This window comes from Kitasatospora sp. NPDC001539 (assembly GCF_040298565.1).
Classification (GTDB): Bacteria; Actinomycetota; Actinomycetes; order Streptomycetales; family Streptomycetaceae; genus Kitasatospora.
Genome location: NZ_JBEPAK010000010.1, coordinates 1 through 16,970, shown reverse-complemented (window position 1 = coordinate 16,970; position 16,970 = coordinate 1). Strand labels below are relative to the sequence as shown.

At 70.5% G+C, this 16,970-nt stretch carries 14 protein-coding genes; 10 read left to right on the top strand and 4 right to left on the bottom strand.

Annotated features, from left to right (window positions below; genetic code table 11):
• Positions 1–234: 234 nt before the first annotated feature.
• On the bottom strand, positions 235–384 hold the full coding sequence (locus tag ABT247_RS03935; protein ID WP_350737464.1) for a hypothetical protein: 150 nt from the start codon (positions 382–384) through the stop codon (positions 235–237).
• 53 nt (positions 385–437) lie between these two features.
• Between ABT247_RS03935 and ABT247_RS03930 the strand changes: the two genes are divergently transcribed.
• The 3 genes from ABT247_RS03930 to ABT247_RS03920 all read left to right on the top strand — a co-directional run bounded on the left by ABT247_RS03930 (position 438) and on the right by ABT247_RS03920 (position 4,733).
• Positions 438–581, top strand: coding sequence for a hypothetical protein (locus ABT247_RS03930; RefSeq protein ID WP_350737462.1), 144 nt, complete (start codon positions 438–440; stop codon positions 579–581).
• Between the two features lie 104 nt (positions 582–685).
• Complete coding sequence (locus ABT247_RS03925; RefSeq protein WP_350737605.1) at positions 686–4,204, top strand: CHAT domain-containing protein; 3,519 nt, start codon at positions 686–688, stop codon at positions 4,202–4,204.
• Between the two features lie 16 nt (positions 4,205–4,220).
• A complete protein-coding gene (locus ABT247_RS03920; RefSeq protein WP_350737459.1) occupies positions 4,221–4,733 on the top strand; it encodes a hypothetical protein in 513 nt (170 codons plus the stop codon).
• A 111-nt stretch (positions 4,734–4,844) separates the two neighbouring features.
• Here the strand turns inward: ABT247_RS03920 and ABT247_RS03915 are convergent, their stop codons facing one another.
• Together ABT247_RS03915 and ABT247_RS03910 are read right to left on the bottom strand one after the other, a co-directional pair.
• Entirely contained in the window at positions 4,845–6,065 is a 1,221-nt protein-coding gene (locus ABT247_RS03915; protein WP_350737457.1) for a hypothetical protein, read from the bottom strand.
• Positions 6,066–6,100: 35 nt separating this feature from the next.
• On the bottom strand, positions 6,101–6,607 hold the full coding sequence (locus tag ABT247_RS03910; RefSeq protein ID WP_350737454.1) for a SigE family RNA polymerase sigma factor: 507 nt from the start codon (positions 6,605–6,607) through the stop codon (positions 6,101–6,103).
• An 816-nt stretch (positions 6,608–7,423) separates the two neighbouring features.
• Here ABT247_RS03910 and ABT247_RS03905 point away from each other — a divergent pair.
• The 7 genes from ABT247_RS03905 (at position 7,424) to ABT247_RS03875 (ending at position 15,243) form a co-directional block, all read left to right on the top strand.
• Complete coding sequence (locus ABT247_RS03905; protein ID WP_350737451.1) at positions 7,424–9,004, top strand: serine/threonine-protein kinase; 1,581 nt, start codon at positions 7,424–7,426, stop codon at positions 9,002–9,004.
• Positions 9,005–9,240: 236 nt separating this feature from the next.
• A complete protein-coding gene (locus tag ABT247_RS03900; RefSeq protein WP_350737449.1) occupies positions 9,241–10,620 on the top strand; it encodes a UDP-N-acetylmuramoyl-tripeptide--D-alanyl-D-alanine ligase in 1,380 nt (459 codons plus the stop codon).
• A 360-nt stretch (positions 10,621–10,980) separates the two neighbouring features.
• Positions 10,981–11,178, top strand: a complete 198-nt coding sequence (locus tag ABT247_RS03895; RefSeq protein WP_350737446.1) for a hypothetical protein — start codon at positions 10,981–10,983, stop codon at positions 11,176–11,178.
• Positions 11,179–12,248: 1,070 nt separating this feature from the next.
• Entirely contained in the window at positions 12,249–12,755 is a 507-nt protein-coding gene (locus ABT247_RS03890) for a GNAT family N-acetyltransferase (protein WP_350737443.1), read from the top strand.
• A gap of 248 nt (positions 12,756–13,003) precedes the next feature.
• Positions 13,004–13,639 (top strand): LysE family translocator, encoded by a 636-nt coding sequence (locus ABT247_RS03885; RefSeq protein WP_350737440.1) that lies wholly within the window; start codon positions 13,004–13,006, stop codon positions 13,637–13,639.
• Between the two features lie 598 nt (positions 13,640–14,237).
• Complete coding sequence (locus ABT247_RS03880) at positions 14,238–14,483, top strand: hypothetical protein (protein ID WP_350737436.1); 246 nt, start codon at positions 14,238–14,240, stop codon at positions 14,481–14,483.
• Between the two features lie 322 nt (positions 14,484–14,805).
• Entirely contained in the window at positions 14,806–15,243 is a 438-nt protein-coding gene (locus ABT247_RS03875; RefSeq protein ID WP_350737433.1) for a nuclear transport factor 2 family protein, read from the top strand.
• Positions 15,244–15,483: 240 nt separating this feature from the next.
• On the opposite strand, the gene ABT247_RS03870 is transcribed toward ABT247_RS03875, so the two are convergent.
• Positions 15,484–16,077: a DUF6585 family protein gene (locus ABT247_RS03870; RefSeq protein ID WP_350737603.1), complete on the bottom strand. Its 594-nt coding sequence runs from the start codon at positions 16,075–16,077 to the stop codon at positions 15,484–15,486.
• Positions 16,078–16,970 lie beyond the last annotated feature (893 nt).

The following is a 16,970-nucleotide window of genomic DNA, read 5'->3' as shown; positions in this document are numbered from 1 at the left end:
CCACCCCGGTGATCGCTTTCGTCGCAGCCCCGGTGCCCGTAGTCCACGGCGGGCGAGCGACAGAGCTGGAGCAGCGCCGCCTTGGAAGCGGCGTACGCGGCATCGCCATCGCCGTTGCGCAGGGCGGAGACGCTGGCGATACCACGACCACGGCGCCGGCGGCGTCCAACAGGTGCCGAAGGGCGGCGCGCAGCAGCAGAAAAGGGCCGGTGAGGTTGGTGCCGACGACGAGTCTCAGTCTTCCGGGGTGACGTCGCCGGCAGCGCCGGGACGGCCGGTGGCGGCATCGACCACGAGGCCGTCCAGCCGTCCGTGGCGGGAGGTCACCGTGTCCATGAGGCCCTGGACGGCGTCCGGGTCGGTGGTGTCGGAGGGGTGGGCCACGGCGCCGGTCTCCTCGGCGGCCCTGAGGCGGGCCGCCGTCCGGAGACCACCACGTGGTGGCCCTCGGCGCGCAGCCGGGCGGCGGTGGCGGCGCCGATCCCGGTGCCGCCATCGGTGGCGAGGACGACGCGTGGTTCGGCCATGAGGCGGGGCCTTCGATCGACTCCGAAATGGATCATCATATTCCCTGCCGGTGACGCCAGTTGACCTTTTGCCATCCGGTCACGGAGGGAGACGCGGCGCCTCACTCCCACTAAGGTTTGACTTGACGTCAGCACAAGGGGGCAACTCGTCCGTGACCATGAGAACGTGGCGGGAGTTCGAGGTCGTGTGCCGGCGCTGCTCGGTGCGGTCGAAGGCCCGGTCGCGGTTGGTGATGCACTTCCCCGGCGATGCCCGAGCCGTGCTGGATCTGCTCACCGGCCGACTGAACGTGCACCGCTGCCCGGTGTGCGGCGCCGTTAGCCGGCCGGCCACTCCGCTGGTAGTCGTCCGGGAGGACGACCGCGAGTTCGCCTCCTGGAGCGTGCCACAGGACATCATGGATACGCTGGAACAGCTGATCACCCCACCAGGTGGTCGGCCTCCCCGCTTCGTCCGGTGCGAGCGCCTGGAAGATCTGGTCAACACCGTTCGATCCTGGGCCGATGACCTCCTGAGGCGCGGAATGTCCGAGCTGTCGGCCGGTGAGCGGGTCCCTTATGCCTCCGAGCGGGTCCCGCTGCTGCAGACGCCGCTGGCCCTCCTGCTCATCGACCACGAGGTCGGGGCGGGGTTGGCCGCTCCTGCTGAGTCTGCGCAGGAGGCCGCCGAGCGCCTGGCCCTGGCGGCCGAACTCCTCACCCGTTCGGTGGTCGAGGCCGTCGACCGGTGCTTCACCTACGCCTACCACCACGGCGGCCCCGATGCGGTGGCCCAGGTGATGACGGCGCGGATCCCGCTGAGGTGCCTGCGCCGACCGGAGGTGTTGGCGGCCCTCGCGGACCGGTGTCCCCCGCCGGACGCCGGGAATCTCCTCGATCCCGCGACCGCGGACCGGGCCGTCCGGTGGGAGTACCTGAACGCTCTGGCCCACGCCTTGGCCGGCGTCCCCAACCCCCGCTCAGAGATCTGGACTTCGCTGTGCTTCCTGTACTTCCGACTGTCCCGGGTGCCCGGCCTCCTCGACCCGGGCGATCTGCTGGACGCGACGACCCTGCGGCGTACGATCACCTTCGCGAGCGCCTGGGACGTGGCATTCCAGGAGTGGCGCGATCCTGACGTTCGGCGGCACCTTGCCGACTGGTTCGACCACATCGGGATGGCCGAGCGGTTCGTCCAGGAGATGAGTGGCGGGTGGCCCGTCTGGTTCTTCGATCAGATCCCGGACGACACGGAGTTGGTCGCCGCGCTGCTCGGGATGGTCTTCCCCGAGCAGCGCACGGGCCTGAAGGATTCGGAATCCGGTGCCCATGTCCGGGGGGCGGAGCCGGGCCATGTGGAGGCGACGTGCCGCTCACTGCTCACCGCCGGTCGGCAGCAGGCGGCTGAGCTGTTCGCCTGGACGGTCTGCAATCGGCTGGAGGCCGAGGGAGCCATGGAGACGCTCGGCTGGGCGGTCATCCGCGCCATCTCGGCGTTCGCCTGGGTCCGGGAGTACGGGACCGCCCGCCGCCTGCTGATCCGCTTCAGGCCGCGGGTCCTGCGCGGCAATCCGTCCCCGGGCCTCCGCTGCGCCCTTGAGAACGAACGGGGCAACATCCTCCGCTACAGCGGTCGGCTGGACGAGGCCCTGGCGGCGTACGAGTCCGCCGAGGCGGAGGCGGGCCGGGCACCCGGTGGGCCGAGCCCGCATGGCCTCCAGACCCTGCGCACCAACCGGGCGATCGTCCTGCGTGACACCGGACGGGTCGACCTGGCCATCGACCTGCTCACGGACGCACTGGCTGAGGAGGACCCCGACTCCGTGATGCGTGTCAAGTACTCGGTGAGTCTCGCTCTGTGCCACCTGGCGGTGAACCGGCACCAGGAGGCGCTCCAGGTGGTACGGAAAGCGGCCGGGATCGCCCTCTCGCGCAACCACACGGGTGAGCGGGTCCAGATCCTGGTCCAGTACTGCGAGCTGTCGGCCGTGGTGGAAGACCAACCCGACCTGGCAGGGCTCCAGGAAGCCTGGGACCTGACCGAGAACCTGCCGCACCGGCGGGCCCTGGTGGCCGGAGCTGTCCTCTTCTGCGCCTGCCGGGCCGCGGTGGACGCCGACCTGGTCTCGAAGGCACAGTCCCACCTGGACACCTCGGCGCAGAACGGCCGGATCGATCCGTTCGGCCTGCTCCGCCTGGTCCAGTACCGGCGGGCCCGGGGCGACCTGGCCGGTGCCCGCGCGGCAGCGGAGCGGTACGAGCCGTTCGTCGGCCGCGTCGGCATGCCCTGGGAACTGCTCTGGGAACGGTTCCGGCTGCTCGACGCGACCGGCCCCGAGGTGCGCTGGCCCGCCGCCCTCTTGCTGCTGGACGCCCTCGACGACAGGATCGTCGCCCCAGCCGCCGGAACGGACCTGGTCGGGTCCTGGCTCGCCGACAAGGAGGAGGTGCAGCGGGAACTCGTCACCTGCGCGACCGAGGCCGTCGCCCGGCACACCGCCGGACCGGCCGCGCTCCTGCGGGTCGCGGAGTTCGTCGGGGGCCGCGAGGTCCGCAGCCGCCTCCCGCGACCCGACCGAACGCCGTCGGGCATGGCCGACCGCGTGGCGGCGGTCCTCGAACTCAGCCTCAACCACGGTGTGCCCGCCGCCCTGGTCACGTTCCTGGAGGCACCGGACGGGCTGCGGCTGGTCACCGCCGACCCGGCCGGAGTGGTGAGGGCCGTCACGCTGCCTGTCCTGCCGGGCGAACTCCGTTCCCTGCGTGCCGCCTTCGACGTCAGCGCCGGCACCGGTTGTGTGACGACACGCCAGCAGCGGGCGGCCCTCGCCCCGCTCGCGGAGTTCCTGCGCCTGGTCGGCGAATCCATCGCCGACCATCTGGCGGGGGAGCAGCACCTCCTGCTGCTGCCCAGTGCCGAGTTGCTCGGCATCCCGTTGCACGCGGCCACCCTGCCCGGCGGCCGACTGCTCCTGGAACGCAACTCGATCGGCTACGGCCCCAATCTCGGCGTCATCGAGTCCGTGCTGGCCACCGGCCCGCTCCCCCGCCCGGGCGTCCACCCCTCGGCCGTGCTCGCCGTGCCCAAGGAGGGCGACCGCGAGGAGTTCGCCGAGCGGCTCCGCAACTCAGCCCACCGGTTGGCCGGCCTGCTCGGACCGTCCACCCGCCCGCTCGACGGCGTCCGGGCGGACAAGGCCGCCCTGCTCGAGGTACTCCCCGCCGTCCGGCATCTCCTGGTCCTGGCCCACGGCGCCAACTCCCTCCCTGCCCGGGGTCGGGGCATCTGCGTCGCGGACGGCAAGGTGCTGCCGCCGGCGCCGCTGCCGGTCGAGCAGGCGCCCGAGCTGCGGCGGTTCCTGGTGGACTCGGCCGACCTGGCCGGCGCCACGGCCTGTCCCGAGGTGGTCGTCTCGATCGCCTGCTCCTCCGGCCGGAACCGGCCCGGGGCCGGAGGTACCCGGATCGGGCTGGAGAGAGCCCTGTTCGCGGGCGGCACCCGGTCATTGATCGCCCCGCTCTGGGACGTCGACCACGCCTCCGCCCTGGGCTTCGTCGAATCCCTCTACACCCGTTGGAGCCGGGAACCCGGACAACCGCTCGCCCAGCACTACCGCGCCGCGGTCCTGGAGAACCGGGACCGATACGAACACCCCTTCCACTGGGCGCCGTTCGCGCTCAGGGGGAGCTGGCTGTGACCCAAGGAGAATACCGATGACCACCGACTCCGCCCTGCCGTCCGACGCTGCCGACATCCCGGAATTCGCCGCCTCGATCGCCGCACTCAACCGCGAGGAGGTCTTCGAGGCTGTCCTCGCCCTCGGCGACCTGCTGACCGAGGACACCCCCGAGCAGGAGGCGCTGTCCGACCTGATGGCAGAGGTCGAACGGAACCCGTACGCCATGCTCCCCGACGTGGAGGATCTCGCGAGGATTCTGTTGCTGACAGCGGCCGGTACCGAGGAGTGGCGTACCCCGGTCACGGACGCCGTGGGCTCGGCCGGTCGGAAGGCCTTCGTGTTCGGCGGGCTGGAGATCGTCGCCGTCGGCGCCCTCGCAGTGGCCGGCTTGGCGGTGGTGCTCGCCCGGGGCAAGGCGGAGGAGCGGACCACGATGGAGCTGGACGAGAACGGGAAGCTGCGCTACGAGCGGGAGGTCGTGTACACCTCGGGCAGTGGACTGGTCCGCGCACTGGCCAAGTTCCTGGCCACCTTCCGACAGCCCTAGTAGGGCTTTGTTACTGACCAGCGAGGTTGAACGCCTGGCTGAGAGCAGTCGGCCTTCGGACGTCTTCCGGATGCGCGTCCCATGCTGTTGGCTGACGACCCCGCGGGCGGCTCAGGGCCGCCAGGCTGGCGCGGTGGCGATCGTCTTGAGCTGGTCCACTGTGAGTGCCGGGGTGCCCGGCTGTGCCTCGGCCTCGCTGGTGCCGTTCCACTCGGACGTGAGGATCTTGGTGCCGTCCGGGTGCAGCACCTCCACGCTCCACCGCAGCGTCGGACCTCCACCGGTCTTGGTCGCGCCTGTCTCCCGCACCAGAACGCTCGACCCGTCCGGGGTGTGCGTGAGCGTGCCCGACGTGTCCTTCTCAAACGCCTCACGTTCGCCGGCCACTGCGGCCTTGTCGCTCGGGCGCGGCTGCACGTGGACCGCGAGCATGCTGGTGCGCCCGTCCAGGGTGAGCTCGACGTGAGCCTGCCCGGGCGTGTGCTGTTCGGCGCCCGTGTCCGTGCGGGTGCCGGGTGGGAGCAAAGTGGTGGCGGTGGCGAGGATCTGCCCGGGCGCGGGCGCCGCGGTACTCTGGGTCGCGCCTGGTGCGGTCCCCGGAGCGGGCTTGGCGAAGACCGGGTCCCAGGCGCTGCTGGTGACGGCGGCGACGAGCTGCGCGGTGGTCAACGGCGGGGTCGGGCGCGTCAGCGGGGGCCCGAAGCTGGTGGAGTTGACCTCCCAGATGCTCACCTGGCGCCCGTCGGTGCCGGTGTAGGTCGCCTGCCACTTGCGGACCTGGGCCTGCGCGTCGGGGACCAACTTGTCGACCACCACGATGCCCCCGCCCGGCAGGACGGTGCGCTCGCAGCCCTCGCTCGGCGTCTCGACCGGGTCGGCACACTGAGTGCCCCAGGTGCCGTCGGTGACCGGCAGGGCGACGCGGTGGGTGGACAAGGTCACCATGCCGGCTCCGTTGCCGTCGTCGTAGAGCAGGTGCGCGGAGGGCGGCAGGCCGGGCACGGGGCCGTCTCCGACGCCGTAGCCACCGGCCGCGCTGACCTGGCCGGGCGGCAGGACGGAGGTGAGGGTGTCGGCCATGAACTGGGCGGTGATCTGCTCGGGCCACCCCCCGGCGGGCGCCACTGCATCGGTGCCGCCGGCGCCGGGGAGCCGTACGGCCAGAACGACGACAGCGGCGACGACGGCCGCGCCACCGGCCAGCACCGCCTGGCGGCGCCGGCGCCGCCGGTGGTGCCGTCGGGCGCCGTCGGCGAGGTCGGCCGCCGGTGGAGCGGGTGCCAGGTCGGCCGCGTCGCGCAGAAGGTCCGCGAACTTCTCATCAAGAGACATACCGTGACTTCTCATTTCGTTCGGGGTACGGCCGTTCAGGAGCGGGCGAGGTCGTCCAAATCCGCGCCCAGGACGGCGCGCAGCCGCGTCAGGGCGCGGGCGCTGCGCGACCTTACGGCGCTGGCGCTCAGGTGCAGGGTGTGCGCGGTCTCCTCGACGCTGCGGTCCTCCCAGAAGCGCAGGACGAGGACGGCCCGGTCCTGCGCGCCAAGTTCGCCCAGCGCTCGCAGCAAGGTCAGCCGCAGGGAGGGGTCCGGGTCGGTGGCCGGGGACTCGGCGAACGTGTCGGTCACGTGCTCGGTACTGCTGCGGCGCCGGCGGTGCGACAGAAAGGTGTTGACCAGCACGGTGTGGGCGTAGCCGGCAGGGTTGTCCAGGCGCGCCACGCGGCGCCATTTGCCGTAGAGCTTGCCGAGGGCCTCCTGGGTGAGGTCCTCGGCGAGGTGCGCGTCGCCGCCCGTCAGCAGGAAGGCGGTCCTGATCAGGTGCTGCCCCCGTGCCGCGGCGAACTCCCCGAAGTCCGGCGTCATTGTGCGGTCCATGCCTCTCTAACGCGCTGACCGCGAGGTTACGTCGCACGAAGTTTCGCGATCGCCGCTCACCGGTTCATGCACACCCCGAAGCGAGAACGGTTCGTCCGGCACCTGGCACCTGGCCTCCAACGGGTTCAACCCAGTCGAGGGCACAAACCCGGGACGCTCGCTGCCAGAAGTCAGGGGTGCCCTGTCAGGTGAGCCAGCCACGGGTCCTGTGCGGCTTCAACGTGGTCAGGGCGGCGATCAGGCGAGCGTGGCGACGTCAGCAGGCGGGCAGGCCCGGACAGCGGGCGGGCGTCGCGGTCGCTCACGCACCATGCCGCGCCGCCCCTGCCGGCGCCTTCTGTTCCCGTGACACCAACCCAGCCGGTCACTAGCTGACCGGCCGGTCCCGCGCAGCGCGGCCGAGTCAGCGAGCACGGTCTTCCTCCTTCGGGTCTTCCCTGTTCGGCCTTGCCGCTATCGCTGTCCGGGGTCAGCAGCGGGCCCGGGCATGGCGCGGCCGGTGCGCGTCCTTCGCAGCCCTTCCCGCCGTGGGCCTCCGGGGCCGGCCGTGGGGTGCGGAGGAAGGAGCGGTCGCGGCCAGGACCAGCGCGAGCGCGAGCGGAGCCAGCAGCAACATCATGGACACGGTCATCCAGGCCTCCCGGGCATCGACGTACGCCTGTGGTCCCCGTGTGCCCTGCATCACGCCCGCCATGTCAGCGGCCGTCCCTGTTCGTCGCACCCTGCCGTAGCGCCTCGGACGCCCGAACCTCGTCGCAGGGTGGGCGAGCGGACCTTGGCCTGTAAACCGTAGTAATGGGCTGCCATGATGCAGTCATGACGATCGACGGGGGGTCGGCGGACGAGCCGACGAGTTGGGGGTTGGCAAGCCCGGGGGCGGGCCCTGCTGTGCAGCGCGCGGTGCCCGAGCAGACCACGGTGGACTTCACCGCGGCACCGCAGCCCGGTTCCGGGCGGCTGATCGGTGGCCGCTACCGGCTGCTGGAGCGGCTGGGCTTCGGCGGTATGGGCACGGTGTGGCGGGCGCACGACGCGACGGTGGACCGCGACGTCGCGGTCAAGGAACCGCGGTTGCCTGAGGAGTTGACCGACGCGGAGAGGCAGACGGCGTATCTGCGGATGCAGCGCGAGGCCCGGGCCGCGGCCCGGGTCGACCATCCGTCGGTGGTCACCGTGTACGACGTGGTCACGGTCGGGGACAGTCCGTGGATCGTGATGGAGCTGGTCCGCGGGCGGTCGTTGGCGGAGGTACTGCAGGAGGGCACGCTGCCGGCCCAGGAGGCCGCCCGGATCGGGCTGGCGGTGCTGGAAGCGCTGATCAGCGCACACGAGGCGGGAGTGCTGCACCGGGACGTGAAACCGGCCAACATCCTGCTCGGACGGCACGGGCGCGTGGTGCTGACCGACTTCGGGATCGCGCAGGTGGAGGGCGAGCAGAAGCTCACCGAGACCGGGACTTTCATCGGCTCGCCCGAATACCTGGCACCGGAACGGGTGCTGGGACATCGGCCCGGACCGGAATCGGACCTGTGGTCACTCGGGGTGGTCCTCTACCAGGCGGTCGAGGGCGTTTCGCCGTTCCGCCGCCAGACCACCGCGTCCACCCTGCAGGCGATCCTGCTGGCCGCGTTGCCACGCGCCGCCAACGCCGGGCCGCTGGGCGAGGTGCTCGACACCCTCCTGAACAAGGAACCACAGGCGCGCCCCAGCCCGAACAAGCTGAGGCAGCGCCTTCGGGCCGTGGCCGAACCGACCACCCCTCCAGCAACGCGGATGCTACCCGCACCGGCCCCGGCCGCCACCCCGGCGCAGCGGGTCCGGCGAGCACTGACCGGCAGCCGCCGGATCCAAGCGACCCTGGCCGCCGCCGTCCTGGCCGCGGCGGTGACGGCGGTGCTGGTGTTCAACGGTGGCGAAGACCCGCTGCCGGCCGGTTGGAAGGCCTACCAGGAAGCCCGGCTGGACGCCTCGCTCGCCGCGCCGGCCGGCTACGTCCGCAGCGAGAACGACGATTCGGTCACCTACACCGACCCGACCCAGGTCTTCGTCCTCAAGTTCGGCAAGTGGACCGGAGAGAACCGCAGCGCCCTGTCCGTCGCCAACGCCGACCTGGCCTGGTATGAGAGCCACTACTGCTGCCAGGATCCGAAAACCAACGGGAACGTGACCGAGACCCAGCAGCAGGGCAAGAACGCCGCCCTGCTGGACGTGACCTACCACGACAACTCGGACTACATGCACCAGAAGGACCAGCGCGCACTGGAACTGGACCTGATTCGCAAGGACGGCGTCGGCTTCAAACTGGAACTCTCCTTCCCCTCCGCCGCCGACCAGGCAGCCGAAGGACAGGACATGTTCAACCAGGCGCGAAAGAACCTGACGATCAACGGGCTCTGATCAGCCGATGGCGCCCACGCGGGCCGACCGGGCGGAAGAGGCCGGACGAGTGAGTCAGGAGATGGGGCGAGCTCGAGCGCGCGGGGGCCCCGGGTTGATCATCGGAATGAGCTCACGCACCCTCGGCTGCAGCAGGAAACCCTGACGCGGCATTGGTACGGTGCGGGTTCCGGCCCGGGCAGCGGCGGAGGAGTACGGTCGGTGCACGGTCCGTGGACGGGATGGGAGTGGAGCGCATGCAGCCGATGAGCCTGGGCACGATCGCCGAGGTCGTCGACGGCCGCCTCGAGCAGGTGCCGGACGCGGACGCGATCGTGACCGGTCCGCTGGTCGTCGACTCGCGCAAGGTCACCCCGGGCGCCTTGTTCGTGGCGTTCGACGGCGAGCGTGCGGACGGCCACGACTACGCGGCCGGCGCCGTGGCGGCCGGCGCGGCCGGGGTGCTGGGTTCACGGCCCTGCGGCGCCCCAGCGGTGCTGGTCTCGGACGTCCTGGCGGCCTTGGCCAAGCTGACCCGCTGGCAGACCGCCCGGATGCGCGGGGTGACGCGGATCGGGGTGACCGGCTCGTCCGGGAAGACCAGCACCAAGGACCTGTTCGCCCAGGTCCTGGCCCGGGCCGGGGTCACCCACGCGACGGCCGGGAGCCAGAACAACGAGATCGGCGTCCCACTCACCGTGGCCTCCTGCCCGGCAGACGCCCGCTTCCTGGTACTGGAGATGGGCGCCCGCGGCATCGGGCACCTGACCTACCTGACCGACATGGCCCCGCTGGACGTCGCGGTCGTCCTCAACGTCGGCGCAGCCCACGTCGGCGAGTTCGGCAGCAAGGAAGACACCGCGAAGGCGAAGGGCGAGCTGCCCGCCTCCCTGACCGCGCACGGGCTGGCGGTGCTGAACGCGGACGACGCGCTGGTGGCGCCGATGGCCGCCCGCACCAGCGCCCAGGTGGTTTTCTTCGGCCGCTGCGAGACGGCGCAGATCCGCGCCACCGACGTGAGCGTCGACGAGGGCGGCCGCGCCGCCTTCCTGCTCACCACCCCAGCCGGGCAGGCCCGGGTGCAGCTGCAGCTGCTCGGCGAACACCACGTCTCCAACGCCCTCGCGGTCGCCGCGGTCGCCCACCACTCCGGCCTGGCCCCGGCCGAGATCGCCGACGCCCTCAGCCACGCAGTGGCCTCCACCGGCTCCCGGATGCAGCGCCACGACCGCCCGGACGGCGTCACCGTCATCGACGACGCCTACAACGCCAACCCCGACTCGATGGCCGCCGCGCTGCGCGCACTGGCCGCGATGCGCGCCGGCCGGCGCACCGTGGCGGTGCTCGGCGAGATGCGCGAGCTCGGCGCCGGCTCAGCCGGCGAGCACCGCACCGTCGGCGCCCTGGCCGCCGAACTCGGTACCGACATCGTCGTGGCCGTCGGCGACGGCGACGCCGCGCACACCGCCGCCGGCGCCCGCGACGGCGGCGCCCAGACCCACCTGGTGACCAACCGCCAGGCCGCCGCCCGCCTGCTGGAGGACCTGCTGCGCCCCGGTGACCTGGTGATCGTGAAGGCATCGCTGTCGGCGGGGCTGCAGGCGCTGGTGAAGGACCTGGTGGCTGCGCCGACCTGACCGGCCGGGTGGCTTGACGCGGCGGTGCACCGTGGCAGACTCCCGCCGGCGCACCGCCGAACGGGCGCGACGGGATGTCCAGGCGAGGTCGGTGGTCACGGCCTGCCGCGCTTCTGCGCAGCGTAGGCGGGGATTTGGCGGTCGACGACGCCAAGGGATGGGCCGGGTCATCCCGGCTGCCCGGCGGCGCACCCGACTGGGGACATCACCGAGCAGCGCGGGTGGTATGAGTCATCGCGCGGTGCCCCCGTCACCCGGCCCGCGCCGAGCAGGTCTTCCAGCATGTCCATCGCGTTCGAATTTCCGGTGGAACCGTATGACATCACCGGGGTGACGTGTCAGGGCGGATACGACACGCCCATGCTTGTCTCGAACCGCCGACCGCACTCCCAGGCCGAGCTCTACCAGGCGCAGCGCAGCGGCCCCGATGACCGTGAGCGCTGCCCCGAGCCGGCGTGGTTCGTGATCCATCGGCACCTCGACTCAGACCTGGTCGTCTGCGCCGGCCACCTGGGCCCGGTCATCCTGCACGCGCCCAACGTCTACTGGCCGCAGTAGATCTCGCTCGTCGATGCGAACAAGCACCCCGAGCACGCCTTCGTCACCGGCGCCGCCAGCGACCGAAGGAAGCAGCGCACGAAGGGCTGGGCCGAGCACCTGTTCGAGGATGACCCGGCGCCGGCTTGCAACCCCGTGCTGCAGCTGACGGCCCCACAGGACGCCAACCTCCTGGTGTCGACCGTCCTGGCCGTCAGCTCCGGGCGGCGGTCCGACGAGGTTCTCGGCGCCCTCTCGGTGCCGTCGAAGCGCAGCTTGCCGCCAAGGGTCCGAACACCGTGCCGGCGGTCCTGCGCGGCTACGCCGCTGCGAACAAGATGGTCAACGGCGGGAAGGACTGGGCCACCGTCCGTCCTGCACCTGCGCCAGGCCCGGACCGCTGCCCGAGATCGGCCACGTCCTCGATCTCGGCCTGCGCGGCCCGCCGCCGTCTACGACCTGTACGACTACTTCACCGACGCGGCCGTCGAGCCCGACTACCCGGAGCCGGACGGCCTGAGCGCAGCCGAGCGCGACGTCCTCACCCGGGCCGCCGTCACGGGGCAGCAAGCCGCCGACTGGATCCGCATCCTCGCTGCCCGGCAGCAGCACGTCGACAACCGGCAGGTTCCTGGAGCGGTACGCGCTGCCCGCGGTCGGCTCCACCACCGCGTCCGCTCCGCGGGTCGTCCTCAACGACATCGCTGGCGACCTGGCGGTGCTGCGCGAGGCGATCGACCAGACCCACGCCCTTGCCGCCGAGGCGCAGCCGGCCGCCTGCGAGGTCCGGCCGTAGCCGGACGGAGGGGGAGGATCGTGGCAGCCCGCACCGCCAGCCTGTGGTCTGCTCCGGTCAGGGCTGCGGACAGCGGCGAACGGACGCAGCGCGCCGTCTTGCTGCCGGTTTCCGCCGCAGCTGTTCACGGTCATCGCAGAGGTGGGCTGTGCGGCGCGAGGAGCCCCTCATCCGGCTCATCCGATATCGCTGGCGCGGGGACGGCAGGCCCTACTAGGGTGCGGCGTGCGAGCAGCAAGCTGATGGGGGTTCGAGTACTTTGGCAGGGCATGTGCGGTCGGCTACGTCGGAGGACGTGGCAGGTCTGGCGGTAGTCGAGGCCGCCTCGTGGCGGGCTGCGTTCGTCGGGTTGCTGCCCGCGGACTACCTGGCCGGGCTGGACACCGAGCGGCTGTGCGTCTCCTGGAAGGAGAAGCTGGCCGGGGGGAACTGGCCTTCCTCTGGAACGCTGCTGGCGGAGGCAGCAGTTGACGGTGAGGTCCGGACGGTCGGGTACTCCCGGTTCTATCCGACCGAGGACCTTGACGACGACCCGAGGACCGTGTCGACGATCGGCGCCCTCTACACACTGCCCGAGGTGTGGGGAACCGGGATCGGCAAGACTTTGATGGCGCGGACACTGGCGACCATGGCCGAGGCAGGATTCAGGTCGGCGTCGTTGTGGGTCCTCGAGGACAACCTGCGTGCCCGGACCTTCTACCAGGGCCAGGGCTGGACGCATGACGGCACCGTGCTGCGGGAGTGCAGCGACGGGATGCCGATCACCAAGCTCCGCTACCGCCGCGTCCTGCCGACCAACTGAAGCTGCGGCGCCTCGAGTGCCGGTAGGCGTCGCGGTCGCGCCGCAGGTTGCGGCACAGTGCTTGCCCCTGAGCTGTTGCCCGAGGCAGGCTCTCCCCGCGCCTCCCTGCCGCGGGGGATGTCCTGAAGCCAATCCTCCGGGCTCCCTTCTGGGCAAACAGTGGTTGTCGGGTGAAGGACCGCTCAGCGACGGTCTCGCGGTTCGAAATTCAGGTGTGCTGCCTCAGCCGGTGAGTGAGCATAGGGGCCATGGTTGACTCGAGTCTTTATGCCGCGTTCTTCGCCGCCGCCCTTCTGCTGTGCGTGTCGCCGGGGCCGGACATGATGTTCATCGTGGCGATGGGAGGCCGCGGTGGTCCGAGGACGGGGGTGCTCGCAGCGGTTGGGGTCGCATGCGGTGCCCTTCTCCACGTGTTCGCAGCGATGCTGGGCCTGTCTGCACTGTTCTTGGCGTTCCCAACGTTGTATTACGCACTGCGTTGGGCCGGCGCGGCGTACCTGCTGTACCTCGCCGTGAAGACATTCCGGGACAAGGCCCCGCTCGACGGCGAGGAAGGACGGGCGGGATCGCCGGCTCCCAGCCGGTGGCGAGCCTTCGGCCAGGGCATGCTGACGAACGTGCTGAACCCCAAGGTGATCTTGTTCAACGTCGCGTTCCTGCCGCAGTTCGTCCGTCCCGCTCTGGGGCACGTCCCGGTGCAGTTCCTCATCCTGGGCCTGACGATGGTCCTCATCGGGCTGACCATCGACACATCCGTCGGGCTGCTGTCGGGGCGCCTTGCCGCACTACTGCGCCGCAGCCGCCGGTTTGCGCGAGGGCTGAACATCTTCAGCGGCACGATCTTCAGCGGTCTGGCCGTGCGCCTGCTCGCCGCACCGAAGTAGAGGTTCGCCGACCGGCAACCACAGGCCCCGTTTGGGACCTGCTCGCGGGGCGCGCCTGGCGGCGTCCTGCCCGGCCTGTCCGAGGCCCTCGGCTGTGGGTCTGTACGGCCTGCTGGCCGGCCTCCGCCTTGGTCAGGGCTGCGCCCTGTGCGTCGAGGCATACGCCTGGCACGCTCCGACCACTCACCGGTGCTGCAGCGGAATCGGGGCAGATAGAGCCTCGGTACTACCACGCCCGCAGCACCTGCTACGAACACTCCCTGCAACACGAGACCCGCAGTCAACCCCGAAGGACGAGCTCCCCCGAACACTCCACCGCAGGCCCCGCGACACTGTCCCGGACAGTGACTGTGAAGACGCCGGTGTCGTCGATCGGACCGCTCCCCTCACGATGCCGACCCCCTGGCACGACCCCCGGAGGCCGCGGCCGCCCAAGCCCGCACCGGTGCACTGGAGCAGGAGCCGGAGCGGCCAATCCGGTCGAGACCACCACTTCTGAGCGGAGCACCGGATCGACCTTGCACTGGTAAGGCGCCGCGAGGTAGCGGGGTTCCGCTCTGCCGTTCGGCCCACCACTTCCCTGGCCTACCCTGTGTCCGTGAGAAAGTCGAACACACCGCCTGTGACGGCGAGAATTCCCCGGCGGGTCACGCCGGACAGGAAGGGCAACGCCCTGCACCGAGCCATGAGGATCGTCGTGGTGGGCACGGTGCTGATTGTCGCGGCGGCGCCTCTCGTCATGCTCGCGTTGTCCCGACTGCCTGCGGAACGCGCCTTCCAGAAGTGCGCGGAGCAGCCGGACGTGTCGCAATGCCATGACCCGCTCACCTCGTGGCTCCCGTAGCTTGTGACCCTAGGTCGTCCCACCAGGTGGGGCCTCAGGCTTTCACGAGGGATGCCATCTAGCGTTTGATCAGAGACGCGGGCAATTCTCTTACGCTGCAGCGATAGAGCTTGTCGAGGATCCGGGCCGTTGTTGTCGAAGGGTCACTTCTGAGGTGAGACGTACCGGCCTGCATTCCGTTCCCGCGGCCCGGGCGACGGTTGGGGGACCGTCGGTGAGGTGGATGGGACGCTTCTGATCGAAACCCCTGCGAGACCGACGCAAGCCAGGCAATAATGATCAACAGCTGGCTGCGCGTACTACTTGGGGAGGTCGTGTGAGTATGAGTCCGCGCGAGGTGTTTCTCCACCTCGTTCATGGGGTCGCCGACGGGAACTTGAACGAGCTGGCTGACCTGTACGGCGAGGTCACCGATGTCCGGCATCCGATGGCGACGCCGGAGTCCGAGCCGTTGACGACTCGGCGTGCGCTCCAGGAGCACTTCACGGTGCCGCCAGAAGTTCGGGAGTCCCTGCCGAAGAGGCGTGTCGTCGATGTCATCGTTCACGAGACCACCGATCCTGAAGTGATCGTCGCCGAGTTCGCCTATGAGTTCACGTTGCCGGAGGGCTCCGTGGCCAAGGTGCCCTGCGTCTTCGTCATGCGTGTCCGGGACGGTCAGATCATCGAGTCACGCGACTACATTGACCCGATCCGTACTTACACGGCGCGTGGGGATCTCGACCGTCTCATCGCGTCATTGCGCAAGGGTGCTTCCTAACTCGCACGCATTCGCGAATGGGCCTGTCCAGGTCTTGCGAGACAACGGAATGCGGTTCTCCCCGGCTGACGCCTGTGCCCCAGTCGGGCGGCCGCCCGTTGGCCCAACACCGCGTGCGCTGCCGCGGCTGCGCCGCGAGGCACGCCACAGAACCACCGTGGTCTGGGCAACACCGCTCTCGGTGCAGGCCGACCGATACGCCTCCCGCCGGGCGCCGGTCCCCGCTCTGACCGAGCCGGCCTACCCGCCGCTGCTCGGCGCGTCGGCGCCTCGCCGGTACGCGTCAACGATCGTGAGTAACAGCGATACGTTGGGGATGTCGGCTACTCGTTCGGAAGCGGCCGAGAAGAGCTTGCCGGTTCTGCTGACGGTTACGCGGCCGCCTTTGGTCGACACCGTGGCCTCACTCCAGGGGATGAGGCCCCGCTTTCCCCGGATCCCGGCCTCGCTGATGGTGAACTTCCCGAAGGTCAGGGACTGTCCGTCGTCCAGCGCTGCTCGCGCGCTGGAGATCAGGGCGCGGGTGACCTGTTCTTCGGCCCGCCTGCCGAGGAGGGCGTACTGGCGGGCTGGCGAATTGGTACCTTCCGCATGCTCGTCGCAGGAGCCGATGATCGGTATTTTCGCGCCGTTCGATCCGATCAGGGTGTACGAGAAGGACATCGACTCGCGTTTCAGCTGCGGGTGGCGCGTGACGGTGACGTCCCGGAACAGCTCTGTCGTCTCGTCCCAACGCAGCGCCAGCGGAGCGACCCCCTGGTCGTGCCGAACAAGGCCGTGCTCGAACTCGTAGACCCGGTTCCCGGAGACCTGCTGACCGGGGGCGGCGACCAGCGGAATGGCGAGGGTCTTGCAGTGCCGGCCGAGCCGCCGCTCACCGGCGATCCGGGCGATCCGGGCGGCACGTCAGCCGATTGGGAGGCGAAGGCGGACCAGCCGGGCCGCCGAAAGCGGACGCGGCGCACGACGCCGCCGCGGTCGACGACGAGTCGGCACAGTTCCTTGTCCGCGGCCAGGACGTGCCAGCCTCGACCGTCCGGGGCGTGCGTGTGGGTGTGCAGCGAGAAGTAGACGGCCTGAAGCCGCTCGGCCGCGACCTTGATCCCGCCGTCCCCGTCCGCGCGCGCATCGAGATGCTCTTGCAGATGCTTCCTGGCCTCGGCCTCGGTGCCGAAGAGCCGAGCATTGAAGGTCACCCTGAAGCCATTGGGTGCATCTCCGTCCGGAACCACTGCGGCCCATCCCCAAGTCCCCACCGCCACAGGTTAACTCGGCCGGACCACGAAGGCGTGACCGGGCGGTCACTCCGGGCGTCCGGGGCCCGGATGTCCATCAGTTCGGGGATATCACCACCGCGCGCCCCGTCCACCGCAGGCACCCCGGAACAGCAGAGCGGATGACGTCCGACCCCGGCATTCCTCAAGCACGCACGTCCTGCTCGCCTGCCCGGCTGCGGCAGAAGACGGCCGGCGAGGTGTCGCAGAGGGGCAGCCCGAGGATTTCGTCACACCTTGGTGGGTGCTTCGTTCGCCCTGGCGCGATGGCGTCCCGTGGAGTGGTGTAGCAGAGATCTTGGCGTAACCCCTGGTCATAAGGCAGCCATCGCGCAACTCTCCGAGTAGGCATGCTCGTTGAGTGAGAGGTGCGCGATGGCCTTGTCCCAGTCTGACCTACTCCGCCTCATGGAGTCACTGCGTACGGCGGACGGAATCGAGTTGATCAGGGTC

Bases quoted from the DNA above. Each gene is read 5' to 3' on its own strand.
- ABT247_RS03925 (WP_350737605.1), top strand. From the start codon at position 686: ATGAGAACGTGGCGGGAGTTCGAGGTCGTGTGCCGGCGCTGCTCGGTG.
- ABT247_RS03920 (WP_350737459.1), top strand. From the start codon at position 4,221: ATGACCACCGACTCCGCCCTGCCGTCCGACGCTGCCGACATCCCGGAA.
- ABT247_RS03915 (WP_350737457.1), bottom strand. From the start codon at position 6,065: ATGTCTCTTGATGAGAAGTTCGCGGACCTTCTGCGCGACGCGGCCGAC.
- ABT247_RS03910 (WP_350737454.1), bottom strand. From the start codon at position 6,607: ATGGACCGCACAATGACGCCGGACTTCGGGGAGTTCGCCGCGGCACGG.
- ABT247_RS03905 (WP_350737451.1), top strand. From the start codon at position 7,424: ATGACGATCGACGGGGGGTCGGCGGACGAGCCGACGAGTTGGGGGTTG.
- ABT247_RS03900 (WP_350737449.1), top strand. From the start codon at position 9,241: ATGCAGCCGATGAGCCTGGGCACGATCGCCGAGGTCGTCGACGGCCGC.
- ABT247_RS03895 (WP_350737446.1), top strand. From the start codon at position 10,981: ATGCTTGTCTCGAACCGCCGACCGCACTCCCAGGCCGAGCTCTACCAG.
- ABT247_RS03885 (WP_350737440.1), top strand. From the start codon at position 13,004: ATGGTTGACTCGAGTCTTTATGCCGCGTTCTTCGCCGCCGCCCTTCTG.
- ABT247_RS03875 (WP_350737433.1), top strand. From the start codon at position 14,806: ATGAGTCCGCGCGAGGTGTTTCTCCACCTCGTTCATGGGGTCGCCGAC.